At 70.4% G+C, this 26,428-nt stretch carries 25 protein-coding genes; 12 read left to right on the plus strand and 13 right to left on the minus strand.

The annotated features are described in order from the left end of the window. Positions 1-2: 2 nt before the first annotated feature. From AC3ZJJ_RS00630 to AC3ZJJ_RS00640, 3 genes are all read right to left on the minus strand, one after another. Positions 3-1,088, minus strand: coding sequence for an SDR family oxidoreductase (locus AC3ZJJ_RS00630; protein ID WP_489893344.1), 1,086 nt, complete (start codon positions 1,086-1,088; stop codon positions 3-5). A gap of 218 nt (positions 1,089-1,306) precedes the next feature. After that, positions 1,307-2,002, minus strand: coding sequence for a FadR/GntR family transcriptional regulator (locus AC3ZJJ_RS00635; protein ID WP_489893345.1), 696 nt, complete (start codon positions 2,000-2,002; stop codon positions 1,307-1,309). Positions 2,003-2,043: 41 nt separating this feature from the next. Beyond that, positions 2,044-3,177, minus strand: a complete 1,134-nt coding sequence (locus tag AC3ZJJ_RS00640) for an L-talarate/galactarate dehydratase (protein WP_489893346.1) — start codon at positions 3,175-3,177, stop codon at positions 2,044-2,046. Between the two features lie 574 nt (positions 3,178-3,751). Between AC3ZJJ_RS00640 and AC3ZJJ_RS00645 the strand changes: the two genes are divergently transcribed. Together AC3ZJJ_RS00645 and AC3ZJJ_RS00650 are read left to right on the plus strand one after the other, a co-directional pair. Then, the gene (locus AC3ZJJ_RS00645) at positions 3,752-4,285 is read left to right on the plus strand and encodes a hypothetical protein (RefSeq protein WP_489893347.1); all 534 of its coding nucleotides are present in this window, start codon (positions 3,752-3,754) and stop codon (positions 4,283-4,285) included. Positions 4,286-4,339: 54 nt separating this feature from the next. Then, a complete protein-coding gene (locus AC3ZJJ_RS00650) occupies positions 4,340-4,795 on the plus strand; it encodes an SRPBCC family protein (protein WP_489893348.1) in 456 nt (151 codons plus the stop codon). A 61-nt stretch (positions 4,796-4,856) separates the two neighbouring features. On the opposite strand, the gene AC3ZJJ_RS00655 is transcribed toward AC3ZJJ_RS00650, so the two are convergent. The 3 genes from AC3ZJJ_RS00655 to AC3ZJJ_RS00665 all read right to left on the minus strand — a co-directional run bounded on the left by AC3ZJJ_RS00655 (position 4,857) and on the right by AC3ZJJ_RS00665 (position 7,179). Further along, positions 4,857-5,657 (minus strand): IclR family transcriptional regulator, encoded by an 801-nt coding sequence (locus tag AC3ZJJ_RS00655; RefSeq protein ID WP_489893349.1) that lies wholly within the window; start codon positions 5,655-5,657, stop codon positions 4,857-4,859. A 64-nt stretch (positions 5,658-5,721) separates the two neighbouring features. Continuing rightward, positions 5,722-6,114, minus strand: coding sequence for a universal stress protein (locus AC3ZJJ_RS00660; RefSeq protein ID WP_489893350.1), 393 nt, complete (start codon positions 6,112-6,114; stop codon positions 5,722-5,724). Positions 6,115-6,186: 72 nt separating this feature from the next. Further along, positions 6,187-7,179, minus strand: coding sequence for a 2-hydroxyacid dehydrogenase (locus AC3ZJJ_RS00665; protein WP_489893351.1), 993 nt, complete (start codon positions 7,177-7,179; stop codon positions 6,187-6,189). Between the two features lie 296 nt (positions 7,180-7,475). Between AC3ZJJ_RS00665 and AC3ZJJ_RS00670 the strand changes: the two genes are divergently transcribed. Genes AC3ZJJ_RS00670 through AC3ZJJ_RS00695 form a run of 6 tightly spaced genes read left to right on the plus strand, consistent with a single transcriptional unit; the run spans position 7,476 to position 14,000 of the window. Further along, a complete protein-coding gene (locus tag AC3ZJJ_RS00670; RefSeq protein WP_489893352.1) occupies positions 7,476-9,071 on the plus strand; it encodes an ABC transporter substrate-binding protein in 1,596 nt (531 codons plus the stop codon). 27 nt (positions 9,072-9,098) lie between these two features. Continuing rightward, a complete protein-coding gene (locus AC3ZJJ_RS00675; RefSeq protein WP_489893353.1) occupies positions 9,099-10,124 on the plus strand; it encodes an ABC transporter permease in 1,026 nt (341 codons plus the stop codon). 9 nt (positions 10,125-10,133) lie between these two features. Further along, positions 10,134-11,135, plus strand: coding sequence for an ABC transporter permease (locus AC3ZJJ_RS00680; protein WP_489893354.1), 1,002 nt, complete (start codon positions 10,134-10,136; stop codon positions 11,133-11,135). 2 nt (positions 11,136-11,137) lie between these two features. Next, positions 11,138-12,181 (plus strand): ABC transporter ATP-binding protein, encoded by a 1,044-nt coding sequence (locus AC3ZJJ_RS00685; RefSeq protein WP_489893355.1) that lies wholly within the window; start codon positions 11,138-11,140, stop codon positions 12,179-12,181. Next, positions 12,178-13,284, plus strand: coding sequence for an ABC transporter ATP-binding protein (locus AC3ZJJ_RS00690; RefSeq protein WP_489893356.1), 1,107 nt, complete (start codon positions 12,178-12,180; stop codon positions 13,282-13,284). The genes AC3ZJJ_RS00685 and AC3ZJJ_RS00690 overlap by 4 nt, the downstream gene beginning before the upstream one ends. Next, entirely contained in the window at positions 13,281-14,000 is a 720-nt protein-coding gene (locus AC3ZJJ_RS00695; protein ID WP_489893357.1) for a sulfite exporter TauE/SafE family protein, read from the plus strand. The genes AC3ZJJ_RS00690 and AC3ZJJ_RS00695 overlap by 4 nt, the downstream gene beginning before the upstream one ends. 60 nt (positions 14,001-14,060) lie before the next feature. On the opposite strand, the gene AC3ZJJ_RS00700 is transcribed toward AC3ZJJ_RS00695, so the two are convergent. Continuing rightward, the gene (locus AC3ZJJ_RS00700) at positions 14,061-15,086 is read right to left on the minus strand and encodes a 2-hydroxyacid dehydrogenase (protein ID WP_489893358.1); all 1,026 of its coding nucleotides are present in this window, start codon (positions 15,084-15,086) and stop codon (positions 14,061-14,063) included. Continuing rightward, positions 15,080-16,399 carry a glucarate dehydratase family protein gene (locus tag AC3ZJJ_RS00705; RefSeq protein ID WP_489893359.1) on the minus strand — a complete coding sequence of 440 codons (1,320 nt, stop codon included), beginning with the start codon at positions 16,397-16,399 and terminating at the stop codon, positions 15,080-15,082. Before AC3ZJJ_RS00705 ends, AC3ZJJ_RS00700 begins: the two co-directional genes overlap by 7 nt. Before the next feature lie 111 nt (positions 16,400-16,510). Here AC3ZJJ_RS00705 and AC3ZJJ_RS00710 point away from each other — a divergent pair, with 111 nt between their 5' ends. Beyond that, positions 16,511-17,434, plus strand: coding sequence for a LysR substrate-binding domain-containing protein (locus tag AC3ZJJ_RS00710; protein ID WP_489893360.1), 924 nt, complete (start codon positions 16,511-16,513; stop codon positions 17,432-17,434). Here the strand turns inward: AC3ZJJ_RS00710 and AC3ZJJ_RS00715 are convergent. Next, positions 17,431-18,630: an AI-2E family transporter gene (locus AC3ZJJ_RS00715; protein ID WP_489893361.1), complete on the minus strand. Its 1,200-nt coding sequence runs from the start codon at positions 18,628-18,630 to the stop codon at positions 17,431-17,433. The genes AC3ZJJ_RS00710 and AC3ZJJ_RS00715 overlap by 4 nt on opposite strands. Positions 18,631-18,813: 183 nt before the next feature. Here AC3ZJJ_RS00715 and AC3ZJJ_RS00720 point away from each other — a divergent pair, with 183 nt between their 5' ends. Together AC3ZJJ_RS00720 and AC3ZJJ_RS00725 are read left to right on the plus strand one after the other, a co-directional pair. Continuing rightward, the gene (locus tag AC3ZJJ_RS00720) at positions 18,814-19,890 is read left to right on the plus strand and encodes an SH3 domain-containing protein (protein WP_489893362.1); all 1,077 of its coding nucleotides are present in this window, start codon (positions 18,814-18,816) and stop codon (positions 19,888-19,890) included. A 32-nt stretch (positions 19,891-19,922) separates the two neighbouring features. Beyond that, a complete protein-coding gene (locus AC3ZJJ_RS00725) occupies positions 19,923-20,243 on the plus strand; it encodes an META domain-containing protein (RefSeq protein ID WP_489893363.1) in 321 nt (106 codons plus the stop codon). Between the two features lie 77 nt (positions 20,244-20,320). Here AC3ZJJ_RS00725 and AC3ZJJ_RS00730 read toward each other — a convergent pair whose 3' ends face one another. Then, a complete protein-coding gene (locus AC3ZJJ_RS00730) occupies positions 20,321-21,724 on the minus strand; it encodes an NAD-dependent succinate-semialdehyde dehydrogenase (RefSeq protein ID WP_489893364.1) in 1,404 nt (467 codons plus the stop codon). 177 nt (positions 21,725-21,901) lie between these two features. On the opposite strand from AC3ZJJ_RS00730, the gene AC3ZJJ_RS00735 reads away from it, so the two are divergent. Then, complete coding sequence (locus AC3ZJJ_RS00735; protein WP_489893365.1) at positions 21,902-22,210, plus strand: MmcQ/YjbR family DNA-binding protein; 309 nt, start codon at positions 21,902-21,904, stop codon at positions 22,208-22,210. A gap of 21 nt (positions 22,211-22,231) precedes the next feature. On the opposite strand, the gene AC3ZJJ_RS00740 is transcribed toward AC3ZJJ_RS00735, so the two are convergent. From AC3ZJJ_RS00740 to AC3ZJJ_RS00750, 3 genes are all read right to left on the minus strand, one after another. After that, complete coding sequence (locus tag AC3ZJJ_RS00740; RefSeq protein ID WP_489893366.1) at positions 22,232-23,713, minus strand: DUF5129 domain-containing protein; 1,482 nt, start codon at positions 23,711-23,713, stop codon at positions 22,232-22,234. Positions 23,714-23,851: 138 nt separating this feature from the next. Continuing rightward, a complete protein-coding gene (locus AC3ZJJ_RS00745) occupies positions 23,852-24,238 on the minus strand; it encodes a universal stress protein (protein ID WP_489893367.1) in 387 nt (128 codons plus the stop codon). 24 nt (positions 24,239-24,262) lie between these two features. Then, positions 24,263-26,422 carry a tripartite tricarboxylate transporter permease gene (locus AC3ZJJ_RS00750; RefSeq protein WP_489893368.1) on the minus strand — a complete coding sequence of 720 codons (2,160 nt, stop codon included), beginning with the start codon at positions 26,420-26,422 and terminating at the stop codon, positions 24,263-24,265. Positions 26,423-26,428 lie beyond the last annotated feature (6 nt).

The raw sequence follows: 26,428 nt of genomic DNA on the forward strand, positions 1-26,428 counted from the left end.
CGTCAGGAGGGGATGACCCGGGCGCCGCGCAGCTCCTTGAACAGCCCGGCGAAGGACGCGAGGGTGTCCGCGTACTCGGTGAAGCCGGCGTTGCGGCTGCGGGCCATGTCGGTGAAGCACTCGACGGGACGATTGAGGTCGCTGTCCGTGTGCCACCAGGAGGCCACGCGGTCGAGGTCGGGCTCGGAGAGGCCCTCGCGCTCGGCCAGCCGGCGCCAGGCGTCGGACTTGTCCGCCATCTGCTCCCCGAGCGGGCGCGGCCGGCCCGCATAGCCCTCGGGTTCGACGCCGAGCAGTTCCGCGATCCGCGGCCACATCCAACGCCAGCGGAACACGTCCCCGTTGGCCGTGTTGTACGCCTGGCTCGGCAGCGCCGGGGCGGAGGCCGCCCAGATCATCTGGCGGGCGAGCAGTCCGCTGTCCGTCATGTCGGTGATGCCGTTCCACTGCACCTCGTTGCCGGGGAAGACAAACGGCAAGCCCTCGGCTCGGCACAGCGCAGCCTGCGCGGCCAGGGTCTGGCCGAGGTTCATGGCGTTGCCGGTCGCGTGCCCGACCATGGTGTGCGACCGGTGGACGCTCCAGGCGAATCCGTGGCGGCCGGCGGCGTCCCACAACTCGTCTTCCTGGGCGTAGTAGAAGTTGGGCGTATCGAGGCGCGGCTCGTCCTCGTGGAACGGCGTGTCGCGCGTGGATCCCGTCGCGTACGCCTCGAACGGCCCGAGGTAGTGCTTGAGGCCGGTGACCAGGGCGACGTGGCGCAGGGTCCCGGAGGGGCCGGCCGCGTCCAGGACGTTGCGGACCATGGCGGCGTTGACGGTGATGTTTTCCGCCTCGGTGGGCATGCGGCTCCACGCCGTGAAGAACACGTGCGTCGGATCGAGCCCGGCCAAGGCGGCTTGCACGGACCCCGCGTCGGTGAGATCGGCGAGTACGGCGTGGACGCCGTCCTGGGTCGGCGCAGGCCGCCGGGAGAGGCTGGTGGTCTGCCATCCCTGCGCCACGAGCTCCCGGACCAGGGCGCGGCCGGAGATCCCGGTCCCGCCGATCACCAAGGCGCTTCTCCGGGCGGTAGCGGATGCATTCATCGTGCGTCTCCCTTGCTCCTCCGCCTCGCGGCGGGGCTGTTGGATGGCTGGATCGCCGCCCACGAGCTTAGGCCAGTGGCGTGCCGCCGCCGATGGGTCCATGGACCGCGGTCAAGGCAGAACGCAAGGAGTGGCACGCGGGCCCTGTTCATCACGGGGTCCCGGCGCGCCCAGGGAGTGGCACGCAAGACCCGTCCTCCACGGAGGTCCCGGCGCGCTCAGGCGGTGGCGCCGGCCTCGGCCTCCATGCGCCGCCGCGAGTTGACCAGGTGGGTGCGCATGGCTGCTGCCGCCGAGACGGGGTCGCCGGACTCGAGGGCCGCGGCGACGGCGGCGTGCTCGGCGCCGACCTGGGCCGCGCGGGCGCCCGGGTGGTCGTCCGCCTCGAGGCGCCCGCGCGGCATGGAGATCATGGCAGGGCCCAGCGCCTCGACGGCGTCGACGAAGAACGCGTTGCCGCTGGCGCGCGCAACGGTGAGGTGGAAGTCGAAGTCGCTCGCGAGCATGTCCGCCGGGCTGCCCGCGGCGTCCTCGAAGGACGCGAGGCTGGACTGCAGCGCGGCCAAGTGTTCCGGGCGGCGACGCAGGGCAGCCAGCGCGGCCGCCTCGGTCTCCAAGCCAGCCCGGTACTCCAGTAGCGCCGCGCGCTCCTGGAGTGTCCGGACCGGCCTGACGGATCCGCCGCCCACGCCCTCTGTGGGCGGGGTCAGCGCGTAGCTGCCGGCCCCGCGCCGGGTATGCACCAGTCCCTCGGCCTGCAGGCGTGTGATCGCTTCGCGCACCACGGTCCGGCTGACGCCGTGCTCGGCAATCAGCGAACTCTCGCTGGGCAGCTTGTCGCCGGGGGCGATCTTGCCATCGACGATATCGGCGCGCAGCGCGGCGACCAGGGTGGCCGTCAGGTTTCGACTCATGGACTCGATGCTTTCACGTCCGGGCGGGGTACCCCGCGAACCTACGCGCGGCCGAACTCCACGGTGTCCGTGGTCCACGCGCGCGCCTGGTCGCTGAAGGTCACACCAAGCCCCGGACGGTTCGGGACCAGCATGCGCCCGCCCTTGGTCTCGAGGCGCTCGTTGAAGAGCGGGTCGAGCCAGTCGAAGTGCTCCACCCAGGGCTCGCGCGGGTAGGCGGCGGCCAGGTGCAGGTGGATCTCCATGGCGAAGTGCGGGGCCAGGTCCAGTCCGGCCTGGTCGGCCAGAGTGGCCAGCCGCAGGAACTGGGTGATGCCGCCGATGCGGGGCGCGTCGGGCTGGATGATGTCGCACGCGCGGGCCTGGATGAGGCGCTCGTGCTCGGACACGGAGGCGAGCATCTCGCCGGTGGCGATGGGGGTGTCCAGGGCGAGCGCCAGCTGGGCGTGGCCCTCGGCGTCGTACGCGTCCAGCGGCTCTTCGATCCAGACCAGGTCGAACTCCTCCAGCTTTCGGCCGATCCGCAGCGCCGTGGCGCGGTCCCACTGCTGGTTGGCGTCGACCATCATCGGCACGTCGGCGCCGATGTGCTCGCGGACTCCGGCGACGCGGCGCAGGTCCTCGGCGGAATCGGGCAGGCCGACCTTGATCTTGATGCCACCGATGCCCTCTTCCAGCGACTGGCTGGCGCGCTCCTTGACCTCCTCGAGCGAGGCGTTGAGGAAGCCGCCGGAGGTGTTGTAGGTGCGCACCGAGTCGCGGTGCGCACCGAGCAGCTTGGCGAGCGGCAGGTCGGCGCGCTTGGCCTTGAGGTCGTAGAGTGCGATGTCCAGAGCGGCGAGCGCCTGGGTGGCGACGCCGGAGCGTCCCACGGAGGCGCCGGCCCACAGGAGCTTGTTGTACAGCTTGGCGATGTCGTTCGGGTCCTCGCCGATCATCGCCTCCGCGACCTCCTTGGCGTGGGCGAACTGCGCCGGGCCGCCGGCACGCTTGGAGTAGCTGAAGCCGAGGCCCTCGTGGCCCTGCTCCGTGGTGATCTCGGCGAAGAGGAAGATGACCTCGACCATCGGCTTCTGGCGGCCGGTGAAGACCTTGGCGTCGGAGATCGGCGTCGCGAGCGGGAGCGTGACCGTGGAGAGCTTGACGTGGCGGATGGCATCGGGGGTGTACGGCATGGGAATCCTTCGTTGGACTGGCCTGATGTACTTATAGTACAAGTGGCTGACTTGTACTACAAGAGCATGGCGGCATTATCGTCTGCGCCGCATCGTCTGCGCCGCGGGGGCGGTGGCCAGGGCGGGCGGGATGGTGCGTTCGCCGATCCCGCCACCGCGCATGTCTTCAGGCGGATGGCGGAGGATGCGACCATCGCCCATGGACGATCAACCGAACCAGGGGCCGGGCACTGCGCCACCCCCGCCCGCTTCCTTTGACTGGCGGCCCCTGCAGGGGGCCCAAGCCGCGCTCCGCGGGGTGGTCCGGCGCCGCCGAGAGACCGAACGGAAACTTCTCCGGCATCTGCTGCACGAGCGGGACGGGCGGCCTGTTGTGGCCGAATCGGAAGGATGGGCACCGCCGATAACACCGCAATAATGCCCGTGTGAGATAACCCTTATGAGATGCGTTCGAAAAAGCCCGGGCTCCACTGCTTCTCGGGGCACCTCGGGAGTCGCAGTCGGCTCGGCGGGCCGGTCCCGTCCGCGTTGCCGAGTGCCGGCTCGGGAAGTCTTGGCACAACGGGAGCATGTGATGGAAACGTATTGGTACGACCTGCACGAGGCCTATGTGCACGCGGAGGCCATGAGGACACCCCGCCGCAACGTCACCCGGGCCATCCACGGTCGGCGCGCCTGCAGCCGGCTCTGGGGCGGCGAGATGCGGGTCGGAACGATCGACACCGGCAACAATGAAGGCTCCGGGCCCTTTCCGCGGCTCTGCTTTCAGGATGGAACCTGGATGCGGCTGGACCTCACCATCAGGATGGTGATGGAGGAGGAGAACCTGGACGCGCAGCTCGTCGCCGACGCGCTCGCCGTCCGGCCGGCCCAGACCGCCGTTGAACTGGCAAGATCGACCCATCTCGGCGCCAGCGTGGTGACGGGAGCGCTGGGCCGCCTCCACATGCGGGGAGCCGTGCAGGTGGCGGAACGCCGGTGGACAAGCACGGGCAGCGACCAGTCGAGGCTGGCCCCGGAAGGTTCGGAACCCCCGGATGGAGACGCGCGCGCGGTGCTGGTGGACGGTGTGGCCCTCCAGCCCAGGGCGGTCCATATTGCCTCGTAGCGCCGGGCAACGGACAAGTTACCTCCGGCGGGATCGAACTGCCATACTCTGACCATGGCCGTCTACTTCGAGTGCACAACACGGACAAGCATGGACACGGCGGAGCTGTTCGACCGCGCCCGGAGCATCGACGCGCACAAGGACTCGATGGCAGCGTCCCGCGAGGACGCCATCGTGGGCGTGACGTCAGGGCTCATCTCCCTGGGCGAGGAAGTGACCTGGCGCGCTTGGCACTTCGGCCTTCCGCTGCGGATGACGAGCCGCATCACCGAGATGGAGTCACCCGACTACTTCGTGGACGAGCAGGTCAGGGGACCCTTTCGGCGCTTCCGGCACGTCCACGAGTTCAGTCGGGATCCGGCGGGCAGCACGATGGTCGATCGTGTCGAGTTCGCCGCGCCATTCGGCCCCCTGGGGCGCCTGGCCGAGAGACTGCTGCTGGCCCGCTACCTCCGGAACCTGATCGAGTCGCGGAATCGGCACCTGACCGCGGACTCGCCCCGCGCATAGTCCGTGTCCACCCGCCGCGGCGGCTGGCGAGACGCCCTCCAGCCGGGCTCCCGGAAAACGCTCAGCCGAGCAGGCCCTCGACGCCCGCCAGCACGTCGGCAATGGCCGTGGCGGAGGCCCGCAGGGCGTCGCCGACGTCGCGCTCCCGGGAGCGGGTGAGCTCCGCCAGCGGCAGGGACGCGGAGAGGGCGTCGCGGCCGACCCCGGTCTTGAGGCCAACCGCCACGCAGGCGATCCCCGGGGTGTTCTGCTCGCGCTCCACGGCGTAGCCGCGCCTCCTGACCGCCGCCAGCTCGCGGCCCAGGGCGGCCCTGCCGACGATCGTCGCGGGGGTCAGTCGCTGGGGTTCCGCCGGGAGCTGCGAGTCCAGGTCTTGGGGTTCCAGCCAAGCGAGGATCGCCATGCCCAGCGCCGTCGCGTGGGCCGGGAGGCGGCGCCCCACGCGCGGCGTCGTCCGCTCGCGCCCCGGGGCCTCCCAACTGGCGAGGTACACCACATGGCCGGAGTCGAGGCGGCCGAAGTTGACCGTGCCGCCGGTTTGCCGGCCCAGCAGCGCCAGGTGCGGGCGCACGATCCGCAGCAGCGGGTCGGCATCCAGGTAGGTGGTGCCGGCCAGCAGCGCGCGGATGCCGATGCTATAGGTGGCGCGCGACGGGTCGGTGCGCACCCAGCCCGCCTCGGTCAGCGTGCGCAGCAGGGCATAGACACTGCTGCGTGGGGCGTCCATCGCCGCGCACAGTTCGCGGATGGTGACGGGGGAGTTGCCGCGCGAGGCCAGGAGCTCCAGGACCTCGATGGTCCTGGCCGCGGACTTCACCTCGCGGACCCCCTGCGAATGGCCGAACGGCTGCTGCGCGGTCATGCCCACCCCCTTCGGTGCCACTGGCTTGGCGACATCGTACTGCTGCCGCCCGACCGGCGGGCAGCTAGCCTCGCGGCCCCACCCGGACCTTGACGGCGTGGACCGCGCAGCCCGCCTCGAGGAGGATGCGTTGGGACAGCGAGCCCAGCAGCAGCTTGCCCATGGGGGACCGGCGCCGGAGCCCGATCACCACGACCTCGGTGTCGGCGCGGTAGGAGGCGTCGATCAGGGCGTCTCCGAGATCGGCGTCCTTTTCGAGGGTCACAACGTCCAGCGCGACGCCGGCGGCCTCGGCCTCGGCGCGGGTGCGCTCCAGCGCCTCGAGGTCCGACGTCGACTCGGCCCCCGCGGGCAGGTACAGGTTGATGCCCGTGCTGCGCAGGGCGGCCTCGGACACTGCGGCGCTCAGCGCGGCGGCGGCTTCTTGCGTGGTGGCGAATCCGACGGCGATGCTCATGGTGGTGTCCTTGCCAGGTGGTGTCCGGTGTGTGGTGGGCGCGGGATCCGCGGGTGCGGCCCCGGTGCCTCGCTAGCCTATCGGCGTGACGAGGCTGCCGTCGCGCAGGTAGCTGCGCAGGTTGTCCAGTGTCAGCTCGGCCATGTCGCGCCGGGTCTCGTGGGTGCCGCTTCCCAAGTGGGGGAGCAGGACCACGTTATCCAGGTCCATCAGTTCGCGCGGGACGCGCGGCTCGTCCGCGAAGACGTCGAGGCCGGCGCCGGCGAGCCGGCCGCCTACCAGAGCCGAGACGAGCGCTTCCTCGTCGACAACCGATCCGCGGGCGATGTTGACGATGTAGCCGTCGGGTCCGAGCGCCGCGAGCGCGTCGGCGCCCACCAGACCGGCCGAGTCCGGGCCGCCGGCGGCGGCCACGATGAGGACGTCGACGTTGGCGGCGAGGCCCACGACGGAGTCTTGGTAGGTGTAGGACGAGCCGTCGACGGGACGGCGGTTGTGGTAGTGGATCTCGCAGCCGAATCCGTCCAGCCGCGTGGCGATCGCCGAACCGATGCGGCCGAGGCCGAGGATGCCGACCCGCTTGCCCGAGGCGCGCACGGCCAGCGGGAAGTTGCCGGTGTTCTCCCAGTCTCCGCGGCGAACGAAGCGGTCGGCCGCGGAGATGCGGCGCAGGACGTCGAGGTAGAGGGCCAGGGCGGTGTCGGCCACGCAGTCGGTGAGCACGTCCGGGGTGTTGCTGATGCGGATGCCGCGCTCGGTGGCCTGGGCGACGTCGGTGGCGTCGTAGCCCACGCCGAAGTTCACGATGGCCTTGAGTCCCGTCAGCCGGCGCATCAGCTCCGTGTCCACGCCGAAGCGGCCGGAGCACACCACGACCTCGATCCCCTCCGCGTGCGTGTCCAGGAACGCCGCCCGTTCCGCGGCGTCGTCGGGCAGGCGCAGGGCGCCGAACTCCGCGGCGAGGGTCGCCTGGACGGTGGGATTGACGGCACCCACCTGCAGGATGTGCTCGGAGACGGTCGCGGTGGTGTGGGCCTCGGTCGCGGGCGCTGCATTGTTGGTCATTCCTGCACAGTAGGCACCGCGGCCAATGCGCGTCCAACACGCAAGTTGCATGGATCAATACCTTCGGGGCATAGGTTGTCAAAAATCCGCCAAATGTAGCGGAAGTCACACTGCATCGGCGCCGGCGGGGGCGGCTTAAGGCTCCGTCACGTGCCCCGATCCCCGCCGTCGCGGGGGTTTCCGCCCTTGACGGGCGACCGGGCGCACTCCCAAGCTGTTGCTTACCAGTAGAGCTCGCGGCTTCATATGTAGACAGCCGCGGCGAGTTCGGCACCCGCTCCCGAAGGACGACAATGATGTTTGATTCACAGAAGACAGCGACGCCCGCCGCAAGGTCCACGCAGCGCCGCGCGCTGACCGCACTCGCCGTCACGGCCCTCGGCGGCAGCGTGGTCCTCAGCGGTTGCGCCGTGGCCAACTCCGACACCGCCGCCAGCGGCTCCGGCGGAGCGGTCTCCGACACACTCCGCGTGGTCCTGCAGCAGGAGCCGCCGACGCTCGAGCCGTGCGAGTCGAACCTGACCAGCACCGGCGTCATCGACCGCTCCACCGTCACGGAGCCCCTGGTGGAGCGCAACCCGACCACCGGCGAGCTCGAGCCGAAGCTCGCCACGGAGTGGAGCTCGGAGGACGACACGGTCTGGACCTTCAAGCTCCAGGAGGGCGTGAAGTTCCACGACGGAAGCGACTTCACCGCCGAGGACGCCGCCGCCACCATCGAACGCGCCGTCAACTCGGACCTCGGCTGCAACGTCGAGGGCTACGTGTTCGGCGACGACGACCTCGGCGTCGAGGTCGTCGACGACACCACCCTGACGGTCACCACGAAGCAGGCCGACCCCATCCTCCCGCTGCGGGTCTCCTTCCTCGAGGTGGTGCCGGCGGAGACGTCCTCCACCGAGAAGGTCCGCGAGCCGATCGGCACCGGCCCCTACAAGCTCGACTCGTGGGACGCGGGCCAGAAGATCACCCTCTCCGCCTTCGACGGCTACTGGGGCGAGAAGCCGGCCTACGCGAAAGCCGAGTACCAGTGGCGTTCGGAGGGCAGCGTCCGCGCCGCCATGATCACCTCCGGCGAGGCCGACATCGCGATGGGCCTGAGCCCCGAGGACAACATCGGCGACCTCGGCGTCCCGTACCCGAACAACGAGACCGTCGCCATCCGCATGCACAACGACAAGGCGCCGTTCAACGACATCCGCGTCCGCCAGGCCGTGAACTACGCGATCGACAAGGAAGGCATCGTTGCCAGCCTCTACGGGGGCCGCGACAAGGTGGCCGCGCAGCTCGTGCCTGAGGGCGTCGTTGGGCACAACGCCAACCTCGCGCCGTGGGCATACGACGCCGAGAAGGCCAAGCAGCTCGTCGCCGAGGCCAAGGCCGACGGCGTCGACACCTCCGCCCAGATCAGCCTGGTGGTCCGCACCGCACAGTTCCCGAAGATCCAGGAGCTGGCACAGGTCATCCAGGAGCAGCTCACTCAGGCGGGCCTGAACGTCAAGCTGAAGATGCTGGAAACCAGCCAGCAGCTCACCTACCAGGTGCGTCCGTTCGTCGAGGACGAGGGCGACATCGGCCTGATGATCCAGCACGGCAACCAGGCCGGCGACGCCGCCTTCACGGTGGACCAGTACATGCTCAGCAACGGTGCCCAGAGCGCGTTCGGCACCCCGGAGCTCGACGCCATGATCAAGAAGGCCGACGCCGCCACCGGCGAGGACCGCCAGGCGGCCTTCGAGGAGATCTTCGCCTACCAGAACGAAGAGGTCGTCCAGTTCGCGCACATCGCGCACCAGACCGGAATGATCGGCAAGGCCGCCAGCGTCGACTACGCGCCCAACTCGTCCTCGGGCGACGAACTGCGCCTGGCCGAGATCAAGCCCGTACAGTAGCGGCCGCACAAGAACACGAGGGAAGTCATGCTGACCTATCTACGCAAGCGAATCGTCTCCAGTGCGCTGCCGCTGGTGGTGGTGGTCGTCGGTGTCTTCGCGCTGGCCCGCCTCACCGGCAACCCGGCAAGCCTGTACCTGCCACTGAACGCCACGCAGCAGATGCGTGACGACTTCGCCACCCGCAACGGGTTGGATCAGCCGCTGTTGGTCCAGATGTGGGACTACTTCACGGGAGTCTTCGTCCTGGACTTCGGCACTTCCCTCAGGACGGGGGAGCCCGCAGCCGAAATGGCGCTGCGGGCCTTCCCGGCCACCCTCCAGCTCGCGGCGACCACCATGGTCCTCGCCATCATCCTGGCCGTCCTGGTCGGCAGCTGGGCCGCGCTGAAGCCCAACGGCATCGCGGACCGGGTCGCCAGCTTTCTCTCCATGGCGGCCGCCTCCATCCCGGACTTCTGGCTGGCCATCGTCGGCATCTGGGTCTTCGCCATCACGCTCGGCTGGGTCCCGACCTCGGGCGTCACCGGCGCCGCCGCGTGGGTCCTGCCCATCGGCACCCTGCTCATGCGGCCGTTCGGCACCCTGGTGCAGGTGGTCCGCGGTGCCATGGTGTCCTCGCTGTCAGAGCCCTACATCAAGCTGGCGCGCAGCAAGGGCGCATCGCAGACCCGGGTCGTGACGCACCACGCGCTGCGCAACGCGGCGGCGCCCGCCTTGACCGTCGCCGGCGACCTCACCGTGGGACTCGTCAACGGCGCGGTCGTCGTCGAGACCATCTTCGGCTGGCCCGGCATCGGCAAGCTCATGATCGATTCCATCCTGCAGCGCGACTTCGCCGTCCTGCAGGCGTGTGTCCTGCTGACCGCCGTCGCGATCTTCGCACTCAACATCATCATCGACCTGCTCTACGCCCTGCTGGACCCCCGCGTGAGGCCCGCCTCGGCGTCGTCCAAGGCGAAGTCCGTCTCCGCCGCGCCGCCGGCCGGCGGCGCGGCCTCGACCCCAGCCACGACCACCCCCGCCCCGGCCACCGCCGGCAGCCAGGCCTAGGAGGGCACCATGAGCCAACCACTCGACACCACGCCCGCCGCGCCGAACCCGGCGCACGACCCCGCCACGGCCGGCATCCAACCGCCCGCCGAGGCAAAAACGAACCACCCGAGCATGTTCCGCATGCTCCTGCGCGACAAGTTCGCCACCGCCGGCGCCGTTGTGCTGCTGATCGTCGCGGCGACCGCCGTCTTCGGGCCGATGCTCATGGGCGAGCTCGCCACCCGGCAGAACCTGATGTTCGCCAACAAGGCCCCGTTCATCCTGTCGAACGGCTGGGAATACCTGCTCGGCTCCGACTCGCTGGGCCGCTCCGTGCTGGCACGACTGGTCGTGGCCACCCGCACCACCCTGATGGTCGCCATCCCGGCGGTGCTGGTCTCCATGCTCATCGGCTCCCTCTGGGGCGTCTGGGCCGGCTACCACCGCGGCTGGCGGGAGAACGTCTCCATGCGCGTCGCCGACGTCATCATGAGCTTCCCGTCGCTGCTGCTCGCCGTGGTTGTGCTGTACGTCTTCAGCCCCTCGATCGCCAACATCGTGCTGATCCTGGCGCTGACCCGCATCCCGATCTACCTGCGCACCGCGCGGGCCGAATCGGCGGAGCTGCAGAGCCGCACCTTCGTGGACGCGGCACGGACCTTCGGCGCGCGGCCCAACGCCATTATCGTCCGGCACGTGATCCCCGTGGTCACGCCCACCATCCTCACGCTGGCCACGCTCGAGTTCTGCTACGTGATGCTGGCGGAGTCCTCGCTCAGCTTCCTGGGCATCGGCATCCAGCCGCCGGACGTCAGCTGGGGCCTCCTGGTCTCCCAGGGCCGCCAATACCTGCAGACCGCCTGGTGGCTCTCCATCTTCCCGGGCGTCGCGATCGTCGTGACCGCCATCTCCGCGAACCTGCTGGCGGCGTGGCTGCGCATCGCCACCGACCCCGCACAGCGGTGGCGGCTGACGCTGCCGGGCCGCAAGAAGCTCATCACCCGCATCCCGGCCAAGGAGTCCAAGTGACCATGACGGCAACCACCGAGGGGACCCAGCGCCCCGGCGAACCCAACCCCGTCGTCCTGCGCGTCGAAGGGCTCGACGTCGACATCCGCACCCCCGCCGGGGAGGTGCGCGCGGTCAGCGACGCCGGCTTCATCGCCCGCGCCGGACAGACCCTGGCCCTGCTCGGCGAGTCCGGCTGCGGTAAGTCCATGACCGCCAAGGCCGTCGCGGGCCTGCTGGACCCGGTGGCGCACGTCGCCGGCGGCACGGTGGAGCTGGACGGCAAGGACCTGAACCGCATGTCCGCCAAGCAGCGCCGCAAGGTCGCCGGCGCGGAGCTGGGCATCGTGTTCCAGGACGCCCTGACGGCGCTCAACCCGGTCTACCCTGTCGGGCTGCAGATCGGTGAGGCCTTCCGCATCCACCGCGGGCTCTCCGCCAAGGCCGCCCGCAAGGAGGCCATCGCCCTGATGAAGCGCGTGGGCATCCCGGAGCCCGAATCCCGCGTGGACGCGTTCCCGCACCAGTTCTCCGGCGGCATGCGCCAACGCATCCTCATCGCCATGGCCGTGGCGCTCGGGCCCAAGCTCCTGATTGCGGACGAGCCGACGACGGCGCTCGACGTCACGGTCCAGGCCCAGATCATGGACCTGCTGCGCCGCCTCCGCGAAGAGGAGAACATGGCCGTTGTCCTCATCACCCACGACCTCGCCGTGGTGGCCGAGGAGGCGGACGACGTGTCCGTCATGTACGCCGGGACGGTCGCCGAGACCGGACCGGTCGGACAGGTCTTCTCCCGGCCCCGCCACCCCTACACCAAGGGCCTGCTCGAATCGGTCCCCGTGAACGCCGAGCGCGGCGGGAAGCTGTCCTCCATCCCCGGGAGCCCGCCCGAGCTCAAGAACATCCCCGCCGGCTGCGTCTACCAGGACCGCTGCCCCCTGGCGCGAGACCTGTGCCGCCAGGAACGCCCGGTCCTGCGCGAGGTGGCGCCCGGCCAGAAGGCCGCCTGCCACTTCTCCGAACTGCTGGCCACCGACGAAACCCTTGAGGAGATCAAGTCATGACCGCTCTGCTGGACCGCCCGCACTCCGCGGCAGACGTGGCCCTCGAGGTCCGCGACGTCACCAAGACCTTCCAGGTGGCGCGCAGCGCCTCCGGCAACAACCGGCTCCGCGCGCTGGACGGCATCAATCTCACGGTCGGCCGCGGGGAGACGCTCGGGCTGGTCGGCGAGTCCGGTTGCGGCAAGTCGACGCTCGCCCGGACCCTGATGCTGCTGGAGAAGCCGGACTCCGGCACGGTGGCCTTCGAGGGGCAGGACCCGTTCGGCCTCAAGGGCAAGGAGCTCCTGGCCTGGCGTCGGCGCGTGCAGATGGTCTTCCAGGACCCGTTCGCGTCGCTCAACGCCCGGATGACCGCCGGGGAGATCATCTCCGAGCCGTGGGCCACCCACCGCAGCCTCTACAAGACCGGCCGCGAGCGCGAGGCGCGCCTGCGCGAGCTGCTTCAGCTGGTGGGTTTGCGCCCCTCGGACGCGAAGAAGTCGCCGCAGGAGTTCTCCGGCGGGCAGCGACAACGCATCGGGATCGCCCGCGCGCTCGCCCTGAACCCGGAGCTGATCATCCTCGACGAGCCGGTGTCCGCGCTGGACCTCTCCGTCCAGGCGCAGGTGCTGAACCTGCTCAACGAGCTGCAGGACAAGCTTGGCGTCAGCTACATCTTCATCTCCCACGACCTCTCCGTGGTCCGGCACGTCACGGACCGCGTGGCCGTGATGTACCTGGGCCGCATCATCGAGACCGGCACCACCGAGGACGTCTTCGAGCGCCCGCTGCACCCTTACACGGCCGCCCTGATGTCCGCGTCCCCGAAGCTGGACCCCGCGGCGCGTCCCACGGAGCGGATCGTCCTGAAGGGCGAGCTGCCTTCCCCGCTGGACCCGCCGTCGGGCTGCCGCTTCCGGACCCGCTGCTGGAAGGCCCAGGACATCTGCGCCCAACAGGCGCCACCGGCGACGACGGCGGCGGAGGCCGGCCGCGTCCCGCTCGGCACCCCGCGCCTGCGGGTGGTCGGCACGGACGGCCCGCCCGTCCACACGGCTGAATGCCACTTCCCGCTGGAGGATCCGCAGGAGGCTGGCCTGCGCGCCGTCGCGGCGGGGGAGTGAGCCCGGCAGACTATGCCGTCCTGGCCGCCACGATCTTCGTGGCGTCCGGGCTGCAGGGCTCGATCGGCTTCGGCGCGGGGCTGGTTGCGGCCCCGGTGATCGCGCTGGTCGAGCCCGACCTGCTCCCCGCGCTGGTGGTGATGCTCGCCTGTGTCGTGACGCTGCTGGTGGCCGTGCGCGACCGGGCGTTCCTGGACGTGCGCGGCGCCGGTTGGGCGCTGGCGGGCAGGATCCCCGGGAGCGTCGTCGGCACGTGGCTGGTGGTGGTCGTCTCCACCACCACGCTCTCGTGGATGGTGGCCGTGGCGGTGCTCGTGGGCATCGGCTCCGCCTTTCTGGGGTGGAGGCCGGCACGCACCCGCGCATCGCTGGCCACGGCGGGGGCCCTCTCCGGCGTGATGGGCACGGCGACATCGGTCGGCGGGGCGCCGATGGCCATCATCTGGCAGGGCCTTCCTCCCGCGCGCATCCGGGCCACCATGAGCGCGTTCTTCCTGGTGGGCTCGCTGATCTCGGTGGGCCTGCTGGCGATTGCCGGGCTGGTGACCCCCGCCGTGGTCCAGGCGTTCCTGTGGCTGAGTCCCGTGGTGCTCGCCGGGTTCTTCGCCTCCCGCTGGCTCAACCGCTTCCTGGACGCCGACCGGCTGCGGCTCGTGGGCCTGCTCGCGGCGGCCGGCGGCGCCCTGGTGCTGGCCGTGCGGCTGTTGCTGGGCTAGCCGCACGCAACAGTGCCCCGGCGGCTGTGGGATCACAGCGGCCGGGGCACTGCCGTACGGTCAGACGGTGGCGCCGGGGCGGACCCGGTTGCGCAGCTCGCCGCCGGAGGCGACCGCCTCGATGTTGGCGGCGATGTCCAGCACCCGCCGCTCAAACGTGCTCGATGCCAGGCCGGAGTAGTGCGGCGTCAGGATGACGTTCTCCAGCTCCGCGAACGGGAAGTCCGCCGGGGGCGTCCGGCCGGCCTCGGGGGATCCCCACCAGACGTCCAGCGCCGCACCGGCGATGGTCCCCCCGCGCAGCGCCGCGAAGAGTGCGTCCTGTGCCACGACCGGCCCGCGCGCGACGTTCACCAGGAACGCGGTGTCCTTCATCGCGGCGAGCTCGGCGGCGCCGATCAAGCCCTCCGTGGCCGGCGACAGCGGCACGGTGACCACCACGACGTCGGATTCGGCCAGCAGGCGGTGCAGGTCCGCGTCGCCGCCGACCCAGCGCGGCGCCACGCCGTCGGGCAGCGGCGCCTCCGGCCGGTGGCGCACCGCGATGACGTCCATGCCGAGGCCGGCGGCCAGGCGTGCCGTCTCCGCCCCGATGGTGCCCAGGCCGACCAGGCCGATCGTCATGGTGTCCAGGGTGGGGTGCAGCGGCGCCGTCGGATCCGTCAGGATGGTCCTCCACGTGCCGCCGCGCAGTTCGCGGTCCGTTGGGAGGAGCCGCCGCACCAGGGCGAGCGTCGTCATCACCACGTGCTCGGCGATGGGGCGCGCGTGGTGGAACGTGTTCGCGACCGCGGCCGTGGACGGCAGGTCCGCCACGGCCACCCGGTCCACGCCCGCGCCGGTCACATGGACCAGCCGCGCGGAAGCGACAGTCCGTGCCTCCTCCGGGGCCATCCGCGAGCAGACCACAACGTCGGCGCCGGCGACCTCCGCGGCCCGCCCGGCGGCGGGCACGTCGGCCAGGAACTTCCAGCGGTGGGAGGGCGCGCCCGCGACCAGCTGCTCGGCGAACGTGCTCATGATCGGGTCCGTGACAACAACGTCGAGGACCTCCGCGGGGGCGGTCGCCGCCCCGGCGGCTACCACCGGGGGCTCTTGGACTCGAAGGCCGGCTCGAAGCGGCGCATGTAGCCGGTGTCGTCGCGCTCCCGCAGGCCGCACTCCACGTACTGGCGGTGCAGCGTCTCGAGCTTCTCCCCGTCCAGTTCGACGCCGAGGCCGGGCGTGGTCGGGACGGCCACGGCGCCGTCGGTGATGCTCAGCACGCCGTCGACCACAACGTCCTCGCTGGGGTCCTTCCAGGGCCAGTGAGTGTCGCACGCGTAGTCGAGGTTCGGCGTCGCGGACGCGAGGTGGACCATGGCGGCCAGGCTGATCCCGAGGTGCGAGTTGGAGTGCATGGACAGGCCCAGCCCGAAGGTCTCGGCGATGCCCCCGAGGTGCTGGGAGCGGCGCAGGCCGCCCCAGAAGTGGTGGTCGGAGAGCACAACGTCGACGGCGCCGGCGGCGATCGCGGGCGGCAGGTCGTTGAAGCTCACCACGCACATGTTGGTTGCCAGCGGGAGGTCGACCTGGCGGCGGACCGCGGCCATTCCCTCGATGCCCGGCGTCGGGTCCTCGAGATACTCCAGGATGCCCTCCAGCCGGCGGCCGATGCGCACCGAGGTGTCCACGGACCAGGCGGCGTTCGGGTCGATGCGCAGGGGAAGGTCCGGGAACTCGGCGCGCAGCGCCTCGATGGCCTCGGCCTCGGCGTCGGGTTCGAAGACGCCGGCCTTGAGCTTCAGGGCGGTGAAGCCGTAGCCGTCGACCATGCGCCGCGCCTGGGCGACGATGCCCTCCGGGTCCAGGGCGGCGCCCCACGAGTCGTCGGCCTGGCCCGGGTGTCCCGCCCACTTGTAGAACAGGTAGCCGCTGAAGTCGATGGCGTCGCGCACGGCGCCGCCGAGCAGGTCGCTCACCGGGACGCCGAGCAGCTTGCCCTGGATGTCCAGCGCGGCGACGTCGAACGGGGAGAGGACGCGGTCCGAGGTGGAGGACCCGGTCACCATCCCGCTCATTCCGTGTCCGCCCTGGATGCTGTCCGTGGCGAGGACGCGGGCGATGCGCGCACGCAGGTCGTTGATATTGAAGGGGTCCGCTCCGACGACGGCGGCGGCGGCGAGCTCGAGCCGGGCGATGTGTCCGGCGTCGCCGTAGGTCTCGCCCAGGCCGGTCACGCCGGCGTCAGTGTGGACCTGCACGATGGCCCGCAGGGCGAACGGCTCGTGCACGCCCACGGTGTTGAGCAGCGGCGGGTCGGCGAACGCGACCGGGGTGATGGTGACCGAGGTGATGGCGCTCTGCCGGCGGTTGCCGGCCTCTGCGAGCGAGCCGGGTTTGGACTGTGTGGACGGCATGGGGATCCTTTGCGGGGCGGGCGGGACAACGGGCGTTGCGTCCACGCTATGCGCGCCGATCTATGCGTGTCCAAGCTAAAGTGTGCACTAAATCATTCAAGGAGAGCATCGATGTTTTCGCTGATCCAGCTGGAGTCCTTCGTCGCCGTAGCCGAGGAGCTCCACTTCGGCGCGGCAGCCGCCCGCCTGAACATGACCCAGCCGCCCCTGAGCCGGCAGATCCAGTTGTTGGAGCGGGAACTGGACGCCCAGCTGTTTGTCCGCAGCAGCCGCCGGGTCGAACTGACGGAGGCCGGGCAGACCCTGCTGCCCAGTGCGCGGGCCATCCTGGACCTGTGCCGGAAGACGGAGCTCGACGTCCGCAGGGTCGCCACCGGGGACGCCGGATCCATCGTGATCGGCTACACCGCCATCGCGGGCCAGTCCGGCCTGCCGTCCATCCTGCGCTCCGCCCGCGAGCACCTGCCAGGAGTCTCGCTGGTGCTGCGCGAGGCGGTGTCCACGGACCAGTTGGACATGCTGGGCCGCGGATCGATCGACATCGGCCTGCTGCGCCCCATCGTGGCCCGGCCGGGGCTGCTCACGCGGCCGTTGCTGGAGGACCGCCTGGTGGTCGCCCTCCCCGCGGGGCACGAGCTGCTGACCGGGCAGGGCGTGCACATGCGCCAGCTGGATGGCGTGCCGCTGATGATGTACTCGACGGCGGAGGCGCGGTACTTCTTCGACCTCGTGAGCCGGCTGTTCGACAGCGTGGGAGCGCATGCCAACGTCTCGCAGTACGCCAGCCAGGTGCCCGCGCTTCTCGCGTTCGTGGCGGCCGGCCTCGGCGTCTCGCTGGTTCCGGCGTCGACCATGGAGTGGGCGTCGCCGGGGGTCGGGTTCGAGGAGCTCGTGGGATCGCCGGGGCTGGCGGACCTCAACCACGCGGACCTGCACATCGCCTGGAACGAGGCCACGACCAATAGGGCCGTGGCCAAGCTGCTGGCGCTGCTGCTGGGACCCGGGCAGGCGGCCGGGGGCCCGGCGGAGGGTTAGGCCCGGGCCTTGCCCCGGTGGCCGTTCGCGGACTTGCCGCGGACGCGCGCCTGCTCCTGCTGTTCCGCGTCACGCCCGGTCCAGATCTTGATGACAGCCCAGACGACCGCGGTGAGCGGCACGGAGAGCACGGCGCCGACCAGGCCGCCGAGGACCGTTCCGATGGTCAGCGCCAGCAGGATGACCAGGGCGTGGAGGTTGAGGGCCTGCGCCATGACCACGGGCTGGAGGAAGTTGCCCTCCAGCTGGTTGACGAGCACCACAACGCCGAGCACGATCAGGGCGACCACGGGCCCGTTGGCCACCAGGGCAACGAGCGTGGCCAGGATGCCCGCGAACGTGGCGCCGACCATCGGGATGAACGAGGTGATGAAGACGATCACCGCGAGCGGAAGGGCCAGTGGAACCTGCAGCACCCACAGCGCGATGCCGATGCCGGCGGCGTCGACAAGTGCGATGGTGGCGGTGCCGCGCATGTAGCCGCCGAGCGTCTCGACGGTCCGCGCGCCCGACTGCCGCCACTTGGTCTGGTGGCGGTCGGGAATCCAGCTGAGGAAGAACTCCCAGATCTTGTCCCCGTCCTTGAGGAAGAAGAACAGGATCACCAGCAGGAGCACCAGGCCCGTGAGGAAGCTGCCCGCGGCGGTCAGCCCGGACAGGGCGCCGGCGCCGAATTGGCTTGAGGTGAGGAAGTCGGTGACGGTGGTGATGCCCTCGTCGATCTGCTGCTGCGAGATCGTGATCGGCAGGTTCTGGATCATTCCCTGGAGCTGGTGGAAACCCTCCACGGCCTGTTCAACCAGGGTGGGCCACTCGGCGCGCACCGCGAACACGATCCCCGTGCCGATGCCGCCGAGGACCACCAGCGATCCCAGGAACACGGTCCAGGCCGCCAGCATGGGCGACATGACCTTGCGCGCGAGCCGGACGACCGGCCACAGGGCGCTGGCCAGGATAAGGGCGATCAGGAGGGGAAGCACCGCGAGGCTGAGCTGCAGCAGGGCATAGATCGCGGCGCCGGCGAGCACAAGGACCACCAGAAGCTGGGCGGACCTCGTTGCGGTGCGTCCCAGGTTGTCGCTCCACAGCCCGGCCACCCGTTCGCGTCCGTTGGTCTGTGGCAGGGGCGCGGCAAGGGCCGCCGGGTTCGGCTGGTTGCCTGGGCGGCGTCGGGTGCTGAACGGTCGGAACGTCATGGAACTCCTCATCGGCGGCGTACCGACCACTCTATCCAGCCCAGCGGGAACGGGGCACCATGTGAGGGGAGTGGCCATGGTGGCTAGGCGTCCCGGAGTGCCTGGCGTTAGATTTGATGGTGCGGAGGGAACGTCCGGTTCGGCCGCCTCCGCCCAATCCACCAAAATTCGTCAGGGGTCGAGATGTATCCACAGTTCCTTCCGGGCGCGCGCCGCCGCGTCGTGGCGTTCGTCGTGGTCGCCGCCCTGGTGCCGCTGCTCGCCGCCGGACCGGCCGTCGGCGCGCCACCGGTACCCGCCTCGCCCGCCCCGCCATCATCGTCCGTCTCCGTCGCCGTTCCCGCTGCGAAGGCCTCCGCGCTCCGCAAGACCACGGCCAACCTGAACCTGCGCGCCGGCGCCTCGACCTCGGCGAAGCGGCTGCTCACGCTTCCCAAGGGGGCGATCGTGCGCGTGACCGCGACGTCCGGCGGCTGGCACCGCACCACGTTCCGCGGGAAGACGGGATGGTTCTCGGCCAGATACACCAAGGTCGTGGCCGACCGGCCCGGACGCGAGATCTACATCGACGGGCCCTACACCTCCAACCGTGCCGGGCTGACGGACCGCTACTGGACCCGGGTGGCCGGCGCGAACGTCTACGAGTCCGTGAACGGGAAGGTGCGGATCGGGGACGTGCCCCGGAACTCCGTGGTCTACCGGGACAGCCGGCACGAGAAGCAGGCAGGCTCCGTCGGCGGATGGGTCTTTGTGCGGACCCAAGGCATCGCCGGCTGGATGAAGACATCCACGCTGCAGCGCAAGTCCACGGCGTCGACGTCCGCCCCGTCCTACACCCGCGCTAAGGTGCGGGCCCAAAGGAACGGCCAGTTGCCCGCGGCCGCACTCGTCGCCATTCCCTGGGACAAGGAGAAGACGCTGATAGCCGCACCGGCGCTGAGGGACCTGACCCGCCTGAACGCCGCCTTCAAGAAGAAGTTCGGGCGGAACCTGGACGTGGACCTCGCCTACCGGACGCTGGACACGCAGAAGTACATCCACGCGGAGCTCGGCCCGTACATCGCCGCACGCCCCGGAACGTCCAACCACGGATGGGGCCTGGCCATCGACGTGCCGGAGACCAGGGACTACGGCTTCTCCGGCAGGTACTACAAGTGGCTGAAGGCCAACTCCAAGAAGTACAACTGGGTCCACCAGCGCTACCTCGAGCAGGGCAGCCCGTACGCCGAGGCCTGGCACTTCGAGTACGAGGGACGCTAGGGCGGACGCCCCCGGCGTCGTAGTCTGGCCCCATGGACGACGTAGCGAACGACCCCACCGGCACCTGGGGAGAGCAAGTTCGGGGGCGCCCGTGGCTGTCCTTCGACGCCCAGCGGTGCACGGGTTCCGACGGATGCAATTCGATGGCGGGTCCGTGGCGCGTGACCGGGGACGGCACCGTGGACATTGGACCGGTGATGATGACGCGCATGTACTGCGAGGGCGTGGACACCTGGCTGTCCGGCATGGCGTCGGTGCGCGTGGCCGGCGACGACTTGATCGTCTTCGACGCGGACGGGGAGCGAATCGGCGCCCTTCCGCGCGCCGCTTCGGGCCCGCCGCAACGAGCCTGAGGCGGCGGGGGATAACGCGCCGAAGGGACGGCCCCGTGGAGGCCGTCCCTTCGCCGTATTGGTGCTCCGCCGGAAATCTAGTCGGCGATGTAGAGCAGGCGCTTGTTCACGAACTCGTCCATGCCCAGCGGGCCGAGCTCGCGGCCGTACCCGGAGCGCTTGACGCCACCGAAGGGCATCTCGGCGCTCTCGGCGGCGGGGACGTTCACGTTGGACATGCCGACGTCGAGCCGCTCGGCCACCTTGCGGGCCCGCTCGGGATCCGTGCTGAACACGGCGCCGCCGAGCCCGTACTGGGTGTCGTTGGCCAGCGTGAGGGCCTCCTCGTCGCTGGAGACCTTGTAGACGACAGCGACCGGGCCGAAGAGTTCCTCGGCGTAGGCGCGCATCTCCTTGGTGATGCCGGTGAGCACCGCGGGGGACAGGTACGCCGCGCCGCCCTCGACCAGCTCGCCGCCGGCGTGCAGGGTGGCGCCCTTGTCGACCGCGTCCTTGACCTGCTCCGCGAGGCCCTCCGCGGCCGCGCGCGAGGACAGCGGCCCGAAGGTGCCCTCCTCGTCCTTGGCCGGGTCCCCGGCGCGCAGACCCTTCGCCAGGCTCGTCAGTTCGGCGACGAACTCGTCGTAGATGTCCTCCATCACGATCATGCGCTTGTTCGAGTTGCAGGCCTGGCCGGTGTTCTCGATCCGGGTTTCCCACGCCGTCGCGGCTGCGGCCTTGACGTCGTCGGCGTCGAGCACCACGTACGGGTCCGATCCGCCGAGCTCGAGCACGGCCTTCTTCAGGTTCTTGCCGGCGAGGGCGCCGATGACGGCCCCGGCGCGCTCGGACCCGGTCAGCGACACGCCCTGGATGCGCGGGTCGGCGACGATGTCGGCGATCTGGTCGTGGGACGCGAACACGTTGACGTAGGCGCCCTTCGGCAGGCCGGCGTCGTCCATGATCTGCTGGATGGCCAGCGCGGAGCGCGGGCACATCTCGGCGTGCTTGAGGACGATCGTGTTGCCCAGCATCAGGTTCGGGGCCGCGAAGCGGGCCACCTGGTAGTACGGGTAGTTCCACGGCATGATGCCCAGCAGCGCGCCTACGGGGCGCTTCTGCACCACGGCGCGCCCGCCGGAGTAGGACTTGATCTCCTGGTCCGCCGCCAGGGCGGGTCCCTCGGTGGCGAAGTAGTTGAAGATGTCGGTGCAGAACTCCGCCTCGCCCTTGGACTGCGAGAGCGGCTTGCCCATCTCCTCGGTGATGATGGCGGCGAGTTCGTCGGCGCGTTCCGTGAACAGCTCGGCGATCCGGGTCACCACCTTGGCGCGATCCTGGATCGGCACGTCGCGCCACTCGCGGAAGGCCCGGTCCGCGGAATCGATGGCCGCACGGATCTCGTCGTCGGTGGCGGTGGGGAATGACTCGACGACCTCTCCCGTGGCGGGGTTCAGAACGCGGTAGCCGGGTTCAGCGGACGTATTGGCGGTGGTTGTCACAGCCGGACTCCTATCGGTTGCAGCCCGCGGCGAAACGGTGGGGAGCCGCGGTACTGCCATCATGTCCTGAATGGCCGCATTTGTGAATCCAGTCACGCGGCGGGGCGGGTTGGCGGGGATCGCGTGGACCCGCGCCGAGGTGTTGCCCCCGGAGCGGGCAGGTGGAACGCTGGTGCCATGCCCGGGGAAGAGGACGTCCGCGCCATGTGTCTGGCCCATCCCGGCGTGACCGAACGCCCGAGTTGGAACCGCCCCGCGTGGTTCGCCAAGACCATGATGGCCAGGATCTGGGACGACGGTGTGCTGACCGTCAAGACACGGGAGCGCGAAGCCCTGGCCGCGACGGATCCGGACACCTTTTTCTGGACCCCTCACCACAACCGCTCGCCCGGGCTGGTGCTGGTCCGGCTCGACCGGGTGGACCCGGAGGAGCTGAGGGAGCTGATCGAGGAGTCCTACGGCCTTGCGGGCCCCGTCGGCGGTTAGGCGCGTCGGCCCCCGGTGGCGCTAGAACCTCGAGGAGCTCCCCGAGCCCGAGAAGCTGCCGCCGCTGCTTCCGTAGCCGGTGCTCGAGCCGCTGCTGGCGGCCGTGCGTTCGGCCTCCACGCTGCCTTGGGCCGCGCTGTAGCCGGCGGCGAAGGACGGCACGGAGAAGTAGCCGCGCGAGGGAAAGGCGATGTCGAGGATCCCCGCGCCGCTTCGGCGGGGTTGCCCGGCGGTGTTACGGGCCTCCGCCATCTTCTCCCGCATCGTGGCGCGTTCGGAGTCGGATTTCGCGAAGCCGGCGATCACGGTCTCGGTGTGGTTCTCCAGGAGTTGCGACAGTTCGTCCCGCGCCTCGGCCAGCGAATCCAACGCCGCGTCCGGCGTGGTCGAACCGTCGGCCAGGCCGGCTCCCCAGGCCTCGAGACGCCCCGCCGCGGTGCCCCGGAACGCCCGCAGCGCGGCGGCGGTCGCCGACTCCGGGTGGCCGTCGGGCCCGTCGAGCGTCCCGTCGATGGCGTCGAGGTCGGCGCGGAAGTCCTCCGTCTGGCGGTCCCAGGCCCGTTCCCAGTTGGAGGACTTGTTGAGGAAGTCGTTCGAGTCGGCAATGACATCGTCGAGGGCGTCGAGCCGGACGGCCCGGTCGCGATAGGCCACCGCCTTCTCCAGGGTTGCCTTGCGCGAGCGTTCCCTGGCGGTGGTGGCGTGCAACTCCTCCCGCATGGCGTGCACGGCCGCGTAGTCCGTTGCGAAGCCCCGGTGCCGCTCCAGGATCTTGCCCCCGTAGGCCGAGTCCTCCGGGATCGTGCTGGCGTTGAGGTCCGTGACCTCCAAGTCCAGCGTGACGTTGCTGTAGCTCCGGTCGCCGGTCTCGATGGCGGCCGCCCAGTTCTTGCGGCGACTCCCGCGCACGTACGCCCCCGCCACCGCGGTTCCCCCGCCAATAAGGACGGCCGCGCTGCCGCCGACGTACAGAAGCGGGGAGCGGTACCATGGGCGGTTGATGACAGCGGCCCCCTCCTCCACACCCACGATGGCCGCGCCCGTCCACTGGGCGTCGCGCAGCAGGTCGAACATCGATTCCTGAATGTCCTCGCGTTGGTCGAGGCTGACCTTGCGGTCCTCGCCCATGTAGGTGCCGACGTGCCGCCCGTCGGGGTCGATCGCGACGATGTAGAGCCCGTCGGCCCATTTCTGGCCGTCTTCGCTGATCCATTCGGGGTGTTCCGCCCGCGCAAAGCCGAGGACGCGCTCGTTGAAGTTGTCGCCGGCGGAACCGCGTTCGGTGAAGACGACGACCTTCGTGGGCTCGTGGAATTCGATGTCCCGCAGGGCCGGCATCAGCGTGCCGGAATCCAGGATGCCGGCGGTGTCCTCAACCACGATCTCCGTGGGCTTGTCGGCGGACGCGCCCGGCGCGAGCGCCAGCACACTCCCGAGGGCCAGCAGCCAGAGTGCCGCAGCCAGCCTGACTAGTACGTATCTTGCGGTGCGCTGCCGTGCCATGGTGGCCTTCCTCGCGTACGTCGTGGTGATTCCGACCCTACCGGCAATGTATGAGAGGCGCCCCCGCCCACGGTGACTCGTGGACGGGGGCGCCTGCGCGGACCCGGGGCGGCCGCCATGGAGGACTCGGTGCCGTCTCTAGGTCGCCTTGACGGCCAGGACGGGGCAGCTTGCCTCGATGAGAATGCGCTGCGCGTGGCTTCCCAGAATCAGCTTTCCCACCCGGGACCGGCGCCGGAGGCCAAGGACGATCAGCGAGGCGTTCAACTCCTGCTGCGTCCGCAGGACCAGATCGGCCGAATCGTGGACGGAATCCGACGGCGGCACGACCCGCACGCTTCGCGCCCCGGCCCCGGCCCCGGCACCGGGACCGCGGAGGTCGGGGCCGCCGGCGCCCGTGCCGCCGCCGCCGTTGTCGACGTCGATGATGACCAGGTCCTCGTTGAGCCGGCGGGACTCCGCGTGCGCCCTATCGACGGCGGCATGCCCCTCGGGCGTGTTGGTGTAGCAGGCAAGGATTGCCATGTGATTCTCCTTGGTGGGGTGGGGCTAGGACACAAGCCGGCCGAGCCAGCCCTGCGGCAGGTCGATCGGCAGCAGCGTGGGGAGCAACAGCAGCACGACGTAGAGGATGCCCGTGTAGATGAGGGTTGTCTTGGTTCGTGCCCTCGCCACGACCAGCAGGAATGCCGGCACAAAGACCATGACCGCCGCGATGTAGCCGAGCGCTGCCGTGAGGACCAGGAATCCCGCCATCCAGGCGAAGGTCTTGAATGCGAAGCGGGTGTCCGACGGCGCCGGCGCGGCGGCTGGTTCCATCGTGTCTGTCGCTGTCGCTGTCGCTGTCGCTGTCGCTGTCGCGGGAGCCGTGGTCACGACGCCGGGCGCTCCGGTCGCCGCTGCCGTAGGCGGCCCGGCCGGCGTCGTTCCCGGAACCGGTCCCGGCGCGGGGGCGCCGCCTTCGGCGCGGGGTGCGCCCGCGGCCGTGCCGTTGCCGGAGCGCCGTTGGCGCCGCACCCGAACCTCTTGGATGAGGAGCGCCGCCGCGAGCAGTAGCCCGGCCCACCCGACCAGCTGGGGGACCAGCCGCGCCTCGGGGGAGAACTGTGCCGAGAGGACGAGCGAGCCGACGAACACCAGCAGGGCCGCCGCCGCGGCGCCGAGCGACCAGGACGTGTTCTTCAGCGGGGCGTCGGAATCGGCCGCGGACTCGAAGGCCGAATCGTCGTCGCGGTCCATGCGCCTGCGGGCACGGAACCACTTGAAGACGTTCCACATGATCGGCAGGACGAGGATGGCGATGAACACCAGGGTTCCCGGGCGCAACATCCATTCGAAGCCCTCGTACAGGCTGTCCGTGAGGAAGTAGTAGCGCTCCAGCGGGATGGCCAAGACGAACCCGATCAGGAACGGCGCCCGGGGGAAGCCCGTGGACTTCAGGACCCAGCCGGCGACGCCGAGCAGGACCATGACCCAGAGGTCGCCGAGCTGGCCACCCTCCTGGAAGGCGCCGAGCAGCATGATGGCGATCAGGCCCGCGGAGAGGACCGCGAACGGGACCTTCGTGAGCGAGGACAGCGGCCGCACGGCGAGGAAGCAGAACAGGGCGCCCAGCACCGAGGCGATCGCGAACGACCAGACGATCAGGTACATCAGGTCCAGGTGTTCGCTGATGATGGCGGGCCCCGGCTGGATGCCGTAGGTGAGCAACATGCCCAACAGCATGGCCGACGGGACGCCGCCCGGGATCCCGAACAGCAGCGTGGGGATCAGGTCGCCGGCTTCGACGGAGTTGTTGGCGCTTTCCGGGCCCACGATCCCGCGCGGATCGCCCTTGCCGAATTTGCGCTTGTCCTTGGCGGTGGCGACGGCCTGGCCGTAGGCCAGCCACGTGCCCGCCGTGGCCCCGACGCCGGGGAGTATGCCCGCCCAGATGCCGATGAGCGCGCCGCGGATGACCTGCGACCAGTGGGTGAACCATTCGCGGATGCCGGACCCCCAGCCGCCGGTGACCTCGATGGGCGCGTCATCGCCCCGGCGCTGGCTGGCGCGGGAGGCGATTTCGGCGAGTCCGAAGATGCCCAGGGCCACGGCCACGAGGGAGAGCCCGTCGCCGAGGAAGAGGCTGCCGAACGTGAAACGCTCCTCGGCCGTCGTCGGGGAGGTGCCCATCATGCCGAGCAGGAGCCCGAGCATGCCGGCCACAAGACCCTTGACGACGTTGCCGCGGGAGAGGACGGCGGCGAGGGCCACGCCGAGCACCGTGAGCATAAAGAGCTCGGGGCTGGCGAAGGAGAGGACGAGCGGGCGCGCGAGCGGAATGGCGAGCGTGAGGCCCACCGCGCCGATGACGCCGCCCGCCATGGAGGAGAGGAAGGCGAGGCTCAGGGCGCGTTTCGCCTGGCCCTTCCGGGCCATCGAGTAGCCGTCGAGCATCGTGACGGACGCCGACGCGGAGCCGGGGGCTCCGAGCAGGACGGCGGACACGGTGTCCGAGGTGTGGACGACCGCCAGGGCCCCGATGAGGAGGGCCAGGGCGGAGGCGGGCTCCATGCCGAAGGTGACGGGCAGGAGGATGGCGACGGCGCCGGTGCCGCCGAGACCCGGGATGAGGCCCATAACGAGTCCCGCGACCACTCCGACGAGGAGCATGATCAAGAGTGACGGGTCCGCCAGGGAGGCCAATGCGGCCATGGCTGAATCAAGCATGATGGT

This window comes from Arthrobacter sp. AOP29-A2-19, assembly GCF_058138025.1.